Origin of the sequence: Collinsella sp. CLA-ER-H2, assembly GCF_040092405.1 — a bacterium.
GTDB lineage: Bacteria > Actinomycetota > Coriobacteriia > Coriobacteriales > Coriobacteriaceae > Collinsella.
The window spans coordinates 1-11606 of sequence record NZ_JBBNLO010000026.1 but is presented as its reverse complement, the minus strand read 5'-3'; the positions used below and the strand labels follow the sequence as shown (position 1 = coordinate 11606).

The following is an 11606-nucleotide window of genomic DNA, read 5'->3' as shown; positions in this document are numbered from 1 at the left end:
ATTTCGAGCGATTTTTCTAGTCTAGACGACAAAAGGCAAAGGATTTGATGGGTATAAAACGCGGACGTTTGTGGGCGGATGCTCAAATCTATTGTGGCAATCGGGCGATTGAAAAAGATATTTCAACCGCCCGATTGCCAGGTTCGTCGGAGGAGATGTCCGATTCCGACTCTCTTGTAGGAAGAGCTTGAGATCGTATTGGCCCAAGGCAATCTTAAAGCAGTCTCATTGGCAAATCTTCGCTCCTGTTGTGTTGAGGTGTAAGGTATCAGTGATTGATGTTTTGTGGCGGGTAGATTGGGGCCTTCCTTGATTCGATGCGTTCTCTCGAGGTTCATCAGAGCAAAAGGGGCTTTCGTCTTCATTGCTATCACGGTGATTGGAACCGCTCTCTCCTATGCCATGCCATACGTGAACGGGAAATTCTTAGATTTTCTTCTCGGTAACCGCAGCGAAAGAGACGCCGTACTCTTCGCGCTCCTGGTTGCGTCAATAGGAGTTTTCTCCACCCTCTTTACTTATTTTGCAGGAACACTTTCCATTCGCATAACCACGAGACTTTCCTTTGATCTTCTCAGGGAGGCCGTCTTGCGTTTTGAAAGAGACGATTACTTGGTGAGTCGGACCATCGATCCAGCCTATACAACGCAACGGATTATTTCCGACTCCAGCGTGGTCTCATCCTTCGTTTTGGCGAATTTTATCAGTGCGCCGCTGTCCATTGTAGCCATTCCCATCGTATTGCTTATCATATGGTCAATTGATTCAACTCTCGCGGTGTTTTCCATCATTCTCCTCATCGTGTATTTCTGTGTAATTACTGGGTTGAGGAAACTTTTGTATAGGGTCACGTATGAGAAGAAAGAGGCGGACAGCGCCTTTTACGCCGCAATTGCATCGCAGCTTAATCAGATTCTCAACATTCAACTGACATCTTCGTACGGCAAGAGCGAACAAGCGCTCGACGCTGGGTTTAAGAGCTATTTTCCCAAAGTTTTGCGCTCCGGAAAGCTATCATATTCTCTGACATCGCTCGATGGTCTTTTCGCAGCGTTGTTTCAAGCGGTGATACTTGTTGTTTCCGGAGTACGAATCATTAACGGAACTATGTCAATAGGCGAGTACACTATCATCGGTACATACTTCGCGGTTCTCTTTAAGACTTTGAAAAGTATGATGTCATTGTTCAAATCCTATCAAGATGCCAAAGCATCATGGGATAGGACGGCTATCGCGACGAGAGAAAAGGAGAGATCGGGGTGGAATCGGACCGATTTAGCTAAACTCGATGAAATAAATGACATTTCGGTATCTGATTTGGAATTCTCGGTTGCCCTTCCAGACGGATCTGTCCGAGAGGTCCTCGGCGGGTTTTCTTTCAAGTTTTCCGGTCCTGGTACATATTGCATAGTTGGGGAAAACGGAAGAGGCAAGACGTCACTTCTTTACTTGATGCTCGGGCTATACTCATCGAAAGGCAAAGTAAAATACAACGGCGTGCCAATCGAAGAATGCGACTTGGATTACATACGTGCGAGAGAGATATCGTGCTGCCCACAGTCGTGCTTCGCGCCGGACGAAACGGTGAAAGAGCTGTTAGAGTATTTCGACACGCCCTTTTCTTCCTATCACCGGGGTGTAGATGGCCTACTTTCGCTGGAAAACAGCGTGAAGGAGTTGCTCGGGAAACGTTGCTCCGCGCTTTCGGGCGGTGAGCTGCGCCGAGTGTACTTATGGTCGGCGATTTCACGCAAGTCGTCAGTTTTGGTACTCGACGAGCCCACGACTGGGTTAGACGCTGTAAGCCGCGCCGAGCTTGCGGCCTATGTTAAGCGCAACAAGCAAAGCCAGCTGATCATCGTTGTCTCTCACGATGACGAGATGGTCGGCGCGGTAGAAGGGGTAGTGGATTTAGGCAGCATGTACCAGGGTAAATGATGACAAGTGTAGTGCTACCCAACTGGCAGAGATAACAAAAAGGCGATGCAGATGCACGTAGCATTCAGGCGGTTCGGACTCGGTGCCTTCACGCCATCGCAACGCTTTCAGATATAGTTCTCGTTCTCTTACTAAAGGAAACTTTAGTCTACGTCATCTTGTCGAGACAGAGGTGAAGCGAAGTGTTGTCGCGACGTATCTTATTCCAGGTGACTCAGTATCAGCGTGAGAATCGCACCAAAGTGTACTTACGATTCTCGTGTCCCACGGACAACATGAGCTGAGCATTGAGGTTCCACCCTTTGCTGCAACTACACGGGGTTGGACGGCAATGAATATGCCGGGCCGCATACCACGCGCAGCGGGGGTCCATGTCCCAGTATGTTGCCTACAGCAGCCTCGATGTCCACGCACACATCATTTCTGCCTTCGCGTTCAATCCATTTGCCGGAGAGTGCGAGGGTTGCCAGGCCGTAGAATTCGAGCCGAACAAATGAAATGCGGTATCAGCGCATAGGATTAAACTGACGATTGCTTTGCACTGAGAATACGCTTGGAAAGCCGCTATGGGTGGCGGCCCGGGTTAAATAGAGAAGCCCGTCCGATCACTTTCATGTGGCGAACGGTCGGGCTTCTTATTCCACTTGCCAATGCTCGGCTCATATTGGAAGAAGGCTACGCTAATGTTTGCGTGACACTCCTATTTTCTCCGAAGAAAGAGTCGGATAATGAAGAATAGAATTAAAAAAGGTGCCAGATATAACGCAAATATAAAGGCTAATCCAACGAGACCTTGCAATAATGGCATAACTCCTCCCAGACACGAGATTTTGGTATTTGTTCCCATCTTATTCTGAATTGGACCAAATAGTTCCTAGCCACAAAACTACTCGTCAACTGGATCGCACCAATCTGCTGGCAAAACACAGCTTGATTCTTTATCGACATAGCACCAATCCGCAACAGGGCACTCGGCGATGTCGTAAAAATTGCATATATCAACTCCAAGACAACAAGGCTCAACGGGAGGATGTTCATTTGAACCAACAGGATGGATATGCTTCATAACAGCTCCTCACCTTAATCCAATTAGAGACTACGTTTGATCAATGCCACAGTGATCTACAACGCAGATGCTGCCGCCATCCATGTCATAGTCGCAGTAATCGTATGCACCACAGCCATCTGCTTTATCATAAACAGTACAGATGTCAGTAATGCCCAAGAGGCAGTCAAAAGACATCGGCTTCACGCCTGCCTCGTCGCCACTTCCTGGATTAATCGGATGAATATGCTTCACGACTACCTCCCTTTGAGTGCAGAAAAACCTCAATATTGTGTATAACAAACCAAGATGTCTAGTTCACCATATTTCTAGAATGGTTTCGGCGAACGTAGCAATAAGCTTCGCAGACGGTAATCAGAAGAACGAACACCTCCACAATGGTGACAGCAATGCGCTGAACCGCTTATTCCGATACAGTAGCTTCTCGTTGATTTTTCTCCTGCGAAGATGAGTGGCGGGAAATAAGGTCAAAAGCCATCTCGTAGCACATTTTTCTATATTCACATGATGCAGGGTGTAGACTCTTGGGCAAGTAGCCGTGCTCGTCTGCAGCCTCCCAGCTACAGCCCCCACCACAGAAAGACCGAGCCCAACAGTCCGTACAGTCAATTCTTTTTTCGACACCCTGACTCCAGTTTTCAATATACCTAGTTTCGTCAATTCCGGTGACGATGTTGCCCATTTTGAATCGCATCATCCCGACAAACCTGTGACAGGGGTATACGTCCCCTTCGGGAGTCACGGAAATAAAACGCCTGCCAGCCCCGCATCCGACAAAGGCGATCCTGTTGCTCATAATCAAATCAACTGCAGTTTTCAATGTTCTAAACAAGGGCTTTTCCCCTTGATCAATCTGTTTGAGATATTGATCCGCCAAATCTATTAGGCCCGCCCTGATTTTGTTTAATGAGTGTTCGTCGAGTTTGATATTCTCATCGAATGAGCTCACGGGCGAGAAGTAAATCCTTCTGAAGCCCATCTCTTTAAACTGAAGATAGTCTTCAACAAGGTTACAGTTATTATTTGTTAAGGTCGCTCTTGCGCCGAAGGGGAACGACTCGGAAAAACGACGAACGTTTTTGTCGATATCGGAGAAAGAGCCGCCTCCCGTCTTGTACGGGCGCGATGCATCGTGCTTGCATCCTGTACCATCGAGACTAATCAGAACAGAAAACCCGTGCTCCTTGAAAGAATTCACAGCAGTGTCATTCAAAAGCGTTCCGTTGGTCGTAATAGAATAGGTAAAGTTTCTATTGGGGTATATTCTTTTTGAATAGTCGACCGTTTTCCATATCAGCGGCTCGTTAATCATGGGTTCCCCACCAAAAAAGACGATCGCAAGCGTTTCGTTTTCCGATGAACTTGCGACGAGGTGGTCGACCGCCTTGAAGGCTATCTCGTCTGTCATCAGCAGAGGAGACGTTCCATAATCTCCTTTACCGGCAAAACAGTAACTACAACCAAGGTTGCATGCATGTGAAACGTGGAGTTCGATGGATCTAAGTTTTCGAGGCGTGTCTTTTGTTAAGAAAGTCCGCTCAGACAATCGTTGATACTCATCAATGTCGTCTTCAAGTTCTGCTATGGTCGTTTGGTCGTAGCCTTTCGCAGCAAGTGACTTTGTTAGCAACTTCGAGTTGACCGTTCTTCCCGATGCTTCAAATATGCGAAGCGCATCTTCTGATGCTTGGTCAACCTGAAAGCAATTGCGAGTGACCTCATCGAAGCAGTAACGACGATCACTTACTGAGAAAAAATGCATACGTTCCTCAATTTCATGCTGGACTGGCACTAACCTTGTTTATTGTTGCGCAGCTATAAAAAACCACCAGCGGGGATTCGGTGTGCGGCCCAATCGGACTCCCAAAAGGTTCTATTTGAGACTGGCAAGCTTTGTGTTGTTGGCACTTCGACAGCGCTCTTTATTCCAACATGGAGCCTCGCAGTTTGAGTCGACTTGCCTCTGGAAGGTCCGATCTTAACTTGATTTAGGATGAAAACAGATTACAGGCGCGCTCCTCTAGAAAGAAAGGAAACCAATCGCCGCCTTTCACCGGGAAAGTTTTTATAGCCCACCTCGAGCAAAATGAAAGATGCGAGAGCGATTGGGGAACAACGCGAATCTCCCCTTTTGGGTGGGAGCGAGCCTTCAGCCACCGGCGAACGACTCGCCCTGGTCAGAATCTGGAAGTGGTGCCGGGCCGCTTGGGCCTCCCCGGTGACTTCGTGGGGCTTACCTGCCTGACGTCGAGGAGTACATCCGCAAGATTCGTTCCCTATGCCGTTTGCTCTCACGCCCGCCTTAGTTCCAAGTCGGGCGAGCCGCCGCGCTCATGCGACCCGTGGCGGCGACACGTCGACGCCGCGCTCGCTGAGCACATCTTCGGTCGCGGGCGAGCACGAGGTCGCGCCGGCGCATCCGCTGGGACTGCTGTGCGTGCAAAACGGCTACGTGGTGAGCGTCCCGCGCTGGATTCAGCCGAGTGAGGAAGGCGTTGAGATCGGAGCGCTGGCAACGGGGGAGGGCGGCATCACCGACGACGTCGGCGACGACGTCTCGGCCCGCCATGCCCATATCTGGTGCGACGAGTCTGGCGCATGGTTTGTCGAGGACCTGTCGTCCACTAACGGCACCGTGGTGGTAAACGGGGCCACGAGTGTGTGTATTCAAGTAGAGCCCGGCCGCTCCGCCCAGCTCAACCCCGGCGACGAGCTCAAACTCGGCGAATCCACCACCTACGCCATCCTGCTCGGCGCCCTCTAGCCGGCAGTTAGGTGTTCCTTTCCTGCCGGTACTTGGGGACACTCCTTGGCGCGTCAGAGCCAGTCGTCCGGGGATGGAGGGACCATTCTGGCCTTTGGCGGTCACCCGAGGTAAACCTTTACCTCCCACCTATATTTGCCGAAATATGGCTTGACGGCGGGGTACAATAACCCCGCATGCGGATTTCCGTTGCGGGCGCTTCCCATCGCCGGGGCGTGCCCGGGAGCATCCGGCATGCGGCCTTTGCGGCGCTCGGCCATGTGCAAGACGGGTAGCTGGGCCTGCGGTGCGCAAGCGCCCCTCGCCTTGGCATGCCTTCTCTCCACGCCATGTGCCTGCTGCTCAGTCTGCCTGCCAGATGATTGGAAGCAACAGCGAAAATCCCATCACGCCAACATCCCGGCAATCGCCGGGGCCTGTATACCTATATGAGAGGAGAGGGGTATATGGCGCGTAAGTTTAAGTCTATGGACGGCAACGAGGCGGCCGCATATGTTTCGTATGCGTACACCGAGGTAGCGGGAATTTATCCCATTACGCCGTCCAGCCCGATGGCCGACCATGTCGACCAGTGGGCGGCCCAGGGTCGCAAGAACATCTTTGGCACCCCGGTCAAGGTCGTCGAGATGGAGTCCGAGGCAGGTGCAGCCGGTACCGTTCACGGTTCGCTGGGCGCCGGTGCTCTGACCACCACCTACACGGCTTCTCAGGGCCTGCTCCTGATGATCCCGAACATGTACAAGATCGCGGGCGAGCAGCTCCCGGGCGTCTTCCACGTCTCCGCGCGTTGCGTCGCTTCCCATGCCCTGAACATCTTCGGTGATCACTCCGACGTCATGGCCTGCCGCCAGACCGGTTTCGCCATGCTCGCCGAGGGCAACGTCCAGGAGGTCATGGACCTCTCGCCGGTGGCTCACCTTGCCGCCATCGAGGGTAAGACCCCGTTCCTTAACTTCTTCGACGGCTTCCGCACCAGCCACGAGATCCAGAAGGTCGCCATGTGGGACTACAAGGATCTTGCCGAGATGTGCGACATGGACGCCGTCCAGGCTTTCCGCGATCATGCGCTCAACCCTGAGCACCCGCACACCCGTGGCAGCCACGAGAACGGCGACATCTTCTTCCAGAACCGCGAGGCCTGCAACAAGGTCTACGACGAGCTCCCTGCCGTCGTCGAGGGCTACATGAAGAAGATCAACGAGAAGCTCGGCACCGATTACGGTCTGTTCAACTACTACGGCGCTCCCGATGCCGATCGTGTCGTCGTGTGCATGGGCTCCTTCTGCGACGTGCTCGAGGAAGTCATCGACTACCTCAACGCTCACGGCGAGAAGGTCGGCCTGGTCAAGGTTCGCCTGTTCCGTCCGTTCTCCATCAAGCACTTCGTCGACGTTCTCCCCGAGACCGTCCAGAAGATCGCCGTCATGGACCGCACCAAGGAGCCGGGTTCCATCGGCGAGCCGCTCTACCAGGACGTCGTCTCCGCTCTCTATGAGGCCGGCAAGACGGGCATCAAGGTCGTCGGCGGCCGTTACGGCCTGGGCAGCAAGGACACGCCTCCCGCGTCCGCGTTCGCTGTCTTCGAGGAGCTTAAGAAGGACGAGCCCAAGCGCGAGTTCACCATCGGCATTGTCGATGACGTGACCAACCTGAGCCTGCCCGAGGCCGAGGATACGCCCAACACCGCAGCCCCCGGCACCATCGAGTGCAAGTTCTGGGGTCTGGGTGGCGACGGCACCGTCGGCGCCAACAAGAACTCGATCAAGATCATCGGCGATCACACCGACAAGTACGTTCAGGCCTACTTCCAGTACGACTCCAAGAAGACCGGCGGCGTCACCGTCTCGCACCTGCGCTTTGGTGATTCCCCGATCCGCTCGCCGTACTACGTGACCAAGGCCGACTTTGTCGCCTGCCACAACCCCAGCTACATCGTCAAGGGCTTCAAGATGGTCCGCGACGTCAAGCCGGGCGGCACCTTCCTGGTCAACTGCCAGTGGAGCGACGAGGAGTTCGCCGAGCACATGCCCGCTGTAGCCAAGCGCTACATCGCCAACAACAACGTCAACGTCTACCTGATCGACGCTATCGATCTGGCTGCCAAGGTCGGCATGGGCAAGCGCACCAACACGGTGCTCCAGTCCGCCTTCTTCGCGCTGGCCAAGGTTCTGCCCGCCGAGGACGCCCTGCAGTACATGAAGGACGCGGCTACCAAGTCCTACATGAAGAAGGGCCAGGCCATCGTCGACGCCAACCACAAGGCCATCGATGCCGGCGCTACCGCCTTCCGTAAGTTCGAGGTTCCGGCCGACTGGGCAACTGCCGAGGATGCCGCTCCCGTCGAGCTTTCCGAGGAGACCAAGTCCGCTATCGCCCAGCAGGTCAAGAACCTGCTCGAGCCCATCGACCGCATGGACGGCGACAGCCTGCCCGTTTCCGCCTTCGTCGATTGCGCCGACGGCCAGTTTGAGCTGGGCGCCTCCGCATACGAGAAGCGCGGCGTCGCCGTGGTCGTTCCCCACTGGGACGAGACCAAGTGCATCCAGTGCAACCAGTGTGCCTACGTGTGCCCGCATGCCACCATCCGTCCGTTCGCGATGACCGAGGACGAGGCTGCCGCCGCGCCCGAGGCTACCCGCACGCTCGACGCCATGGGCCCCAAGGCCAAGGGCATGAAGTTCACCATGGCCGTGTCCCCGCTCGACTGCATGGGCTGCACCAACTGCGTCAAGGTCTGCCCCAAGGGCGCCCTCGAGATGGTTCCCACCGAGCAGGAGATGGACCAGCAGCCCGTTTGGGACTACATGGTCGAGAACGTCTCCGAGAAGAAGGAGCTCATCGCGGCCAACGTCAAGGGCAGCCAGTTTAAGCAGCCTTACCTGGAGTTCTCTGGCTCCTGCGCCGGCTGCGCCGAGACCGCCTATGCACGTCTGGTGACCCAGGTCGCCGGCGACCGTATGTTCATCTCCAACGCCACCGGCTGCTCCTCCATTTGGGGCAACCCCGCTGCCACCGCTCCTTACTGCAAGGACAAGGACGGTCACGGCCCGGCGTGGAACAACTCCCTGTTCGAGGATAATGCCGAGCACGGTCTGGGCATGGCCGTCGGTTACGAGGCCGTTCAGAAGAAGCTGATCGCTGCTACGCAGGAGATCATCGCCGCTGACGGTCCGTCCGATGAGCTCAAGGCTGCCGGCCAGGCTTGGATCGACTCCGTCAACGACGCCGAGGCTTCCAAGACCGCTGCCGCCGCCTACGTTGCCGAGCTCGAGAAGTGCGGCTGCGACGCCTCCAAGGCGATCCTCGCCGACAAGGCTTACCTCACCAAGAAGTCCTTCTGGATCTTCGGCGGCGACGGTTGGGCCTACGACATCGGCTTCGGTGGCCTGGACCACGTCCTGGCTTCCGGCCACAATGTCAACGTCTTCGTCTTCGACACCGAGGTCTACTCCAACACCGGCGGTCAGGCCTCCAAGGCCTCGAACCTGGGCCAGGTCGCTCAGTTCGCCGCTGCCGGTAAGGTGACCAAGAAGAAGTCTCTGGCCGAGATTGCCATGAGCTACGGCTACGTCTACGTGGCACAGGTCGCCATGGGCGCTAACCCGGCTCAGACCCTCAAGGCCATCCACGAGGCCGAGGCATACGACGGTCCGTCCCTCATCATCGGCTACAGCCCCTGCGAGATGCACTCCATCAAGAAGGGCGGCATGCAGAACTGCCAGGCCGAGATGAAGAAGGCTGTCGAGTGCGGTTACTGGAACCTCTTCCGCTTCAACCCCGAGGCTGCTGCCGGCAAGAAGTTCTCGCTCGATTCCAAGGAGCCCGCGGGCGGTTATCAGGAGTTCCTGATGAACGAGGCCCGTTACGCTTCGCTGACGCGTTCCTTCCCCGAGCGCGCCGAGGAGCTCTTCAAGGAGAATGAGCAGGCCGCCATGGACCGCTATCAGCACCTGCTGAAGCTCAAGACGGTGTACAACGAGGCCTAGGTCTCCCACCGCAGGATCTGAGGGCTAACCTTCGCGGACGTCCTCGGACATGAAAGAACCCCCGCTGCGCACTACGTGCGGCGGGGGTTCTTTCGTCCTGCGGAGTGCCCGCGAAGGTTAGCCCTCAGATCCTGCTACGACTACGTCCTCGGATTGTGTGGGCGGATGAAGGACGTAGTTGGCCGGGTATTCCGTTCCCTTCGCTGTTTCGCGGCTTTGCCGCGAAACCTCGCGCCACTTTGGGACGCGGGGGAGGACAGGGTTGCTGCCGTCTTTTCGGAGCCCTTCTTTATTCCTTTTGCTGGATGAAAAGCCCCTTGTTTTTGCAGGGGTGCATACTCGACTTATAAGTGCATAGAATCTCGTATAGTGCGAGTAAGATATTGCGCTGCCTGTTTTGTGTTTAGCAAAGATATAGTTTGCATAATCTGGTCTAATCCCTGCTCTATTAAAATAAAGTTGCACGTAAATGGCGTAGATATGCTTGAGCTGGGGTTCTGTACGCTGAGCGGATAAAAACGACCGTTCACCGTTCCGCTATTTTCAAAATGAATAAAATGAGCGATAAAGAGAATATAAACCTTAATAAACTCGCGTATCGCACGGACGCGGGTTATTAATGGGTTGTAGGCCTTTTACAGAAAGGATTCCAGCAATGTCTAAGCCTCTTGGCAAGCCCGATCGTATTGTCGTCGCCCTTGGCGGCAACGCCCTCGGCAACAACCCCGTCGAGCAGATCGAGGCCGTGAGCAACACCGCCCACGCTCTCCTCGGTCTCATCGAGCAGGGCAATGAGATCATCATCACCCACGGCAACGGCCCGCAGGTCGGCATGATCCAGAACGCCTTCGCCGCTGCCCACGATGCCATCGGTACCCCCGAGATGCCGCTGCCCGAGTGCGGCGCCATGTCCCAGGGCTACATTGGTTATCACCTACAGCAGGGCATCGGCCGCGAGATGCACAAGCGCTATAAGCGTTGGCACGCCGCCACCGTCGTCACCCAGATCGAGTGCGATCCGGATGATCCCGCGTTCAAGAACCCGACCAAGCCGATCGGCCCCTTCTACACCGAGGAGCAGGCCAAGGAGTTCATGGCCGAGGATCCCTCCAAGGTCTTCGTCGAGGATTCCGGCCGCGGCTGGCGTCGCGTCGTCGCCTCCCCCGATCCCAAGAAGATCGTCGAGGCCGACTCCATCCTCAACCTGCTCGACAACGAGTTCATCGTCATCGCCTGCGGTGGCGGCGGCATCCCCGTCGTCCGCGACTACGAGAACAAGGGCTGCTACAAGGGCGTTCCCGCCGTCATCGACAAGGACCTGGGCGGCGAGCTGCTGGCCGAGGACTGCGACGCCGACGTCCTGTTCCTGCTGACCGCCGTCGAGCACGTCGCCATCAACTTTGGCAAGCCCAACCAGGAGGAGCTCGAGGACCTCACCGCCGACGAGGCCGAGCGCCTGGCCGACGAGGGTCAGTTCGGCAAGGGTTCCATGGAGCCCAAGGTCCGCGCCGCCATCAAGTTCGCCCGCTCCCGCAAGGGCCGCACCTGCATCATCGGCGCCCTGGACAAGGCCGCCGAGACCATGGCCGGCCTCTCCGGTACCCGCATCCACGAGTAGCCCCTACTCCGTTGCCTCTCCCGTGGGCGCCAGGCAAAGCGCCCACAAACTAGCCTCTCTTCATGAGCCCCGCGGTCCGCTCCGACTGCGGGGCTTTTGCTATTCACCTAGTCATTGGGTGTTCCTATAGTTTTGTCAACCGTCGGGGCTACTCCCGGTAGGGCACCCGGTCGCGCATCACGGCGTATATCGCCCTGAGCCGCTTCCTCGCGACGGCCTTGAGCGCCCGCCCGT

7 protein-coding genes are annotated in these 11606 nt (G+C 55.7%); 4 read left to right on the top strand and 3 right to left on the bottom strand.

Annotated features, from left to right (window positions below; all coding sequences use genetic code 11):
* Positions 1 to 309 precede the first annotated feature (309 nt).
* Positions 310 to 1938 (top strand): ABC transporter ATP-binding protein, encoded by a 1629-nt coding sequence (locus tag AAAX59_RS07855; protein WP_117564924.1) that lies wholly within the window; start codon positions 310 to 312, stop codon positions 1936 to 1938.
* Positions 1939 to 2824: 886 nt separating this feature from the next.
* Here the strand turns inward: AAAX59_RS07855 and AAAX59_RS07850 are convergent.
* The 3 genes from AAAX59_RS07850 to AAAX59_RS07840 form a co-directional block, all read right to left on the bottom strand.
* The gene (locus AAAX59_RS07850; protein ID WP_147324165.1) at positions 2825 to 3004 is read right to left on the bottom strand and encodes a hypothetical protein; all 180 of its coding nucleotides are present in this window, start codon (positions 3002 to 3004) and stop codon (positions 2825 to 2827) included.
* A 30-nt stretch (positions 3005 to 3034) separates the two neighbouring features.
* Positions 3035 to 3238, bottom strand: a complete 204-nt coding sequence (locus AAAX59_RS07845) for a hypothetical protein (RefSeq protein WP_124785779.1) — start codon at positions 3236 to 3238, stop codon at positions 3035 to 3037.
* Positions 3239 to 3407: 169 nt separating this feature from the next.
* Positions 3408 to 4766 carry an SPASM domain-containing protein gene (locus AAAX59_RS07840; RefSeq protein WP_349071365.1) on the bottom strand — a complete coding sequence of 453 codons (1359 nt, stop codon included), beginning with the start codon at positions 4764 to 4766 and terminating at the stop codon, positions 3408 to 3410.
* A gap of 516 nt (positions 4767 to 5282) precedes the next feature.
* Here AAAX59_RS07840 and AAAX59_RS07835 point away from each other — a divergent pair.
* The 3 genes from AAAX59_RS07835 to arcC all read left to right on the top strand — a co-directional run bounded on the left by AAAX59_RS07835 (position 5283) and on the right by arcC (position 11372).
* Complete coding sequence (locus AAAX59_RS07835; RefSeq protein WP_349071364.1) at positions 5283 to 5768, top strand: FHA domain-containing protein; 486 nt, start codon at positions 5283 to 5285, stop codon at positions 5766 to 5768.
* Positions 5769 to 6214: 446 nt separating this feature from the next.
* Entirely contained in the window at positions 6215 to 9754 is a 3540-nt protein-coding gene (gene nifJ / locus AAAX59_RS07830; RefSeq protein WP_238057831.1) for a pyruvate:ferredoxin (flavodoxin) oxidoreductase, read from the top strand.
* 655 nt (positions 9755 to 10409) lie between these two features.
* Positions 10410 to 11372: a carbamate kinase gene (gene arcC, locus AAAX59_RS07825; protein ID WP_006235166.1), complete on the top strand. Its 963-nt coding sequence runs from the start codon at positions 10410 to 10412 to the stop codon at positions 11370 to 11372.
* The last annotated feature ends 234 nt before the right edge of the window (positions 11373 to 11606 follow it).

Excerpts from the sequence above, each read along its gene's own strand:
- AAAX59_RS07840 (WP_349071365.1), bottom strand. The coding sequence starts at position 4,766 with ATGCATTTTTTCTCAGTAAGTGATCGTCGTTACTGCTTCGATGAGGTC.
- AAAX59_RS07835 (WP_349071364.1), top strand. The coding sequence starts at position 5,283 with ATGCCGTTTGCTCTCACGCCCGCCTTAGTTCCAAGTCGGGCGAGCCGC.
- AAAX59_RS07850 (WP_147324165.1), bottom strand. The coding sequence starts at position 3,004 with ATGAAGCATATCCATCCTGTTGGTTCAAATGAACATCCTCCCGTTGAG.
- arcC (WP_006235166.1), top strand. The coding sequence starts at position 10,410 with ATGTCTAAGCCTCTTGGCAAGCCCGATCGTATTGTCGTCGCCCTTGGC.
- nifJ (WP_238057831.1), top strand. The coding sequence starts at position 6,215 with ATGGCGCGTAAGTTTAAGTCTATGGACGGCAACGAGGCGGCCGCATAT.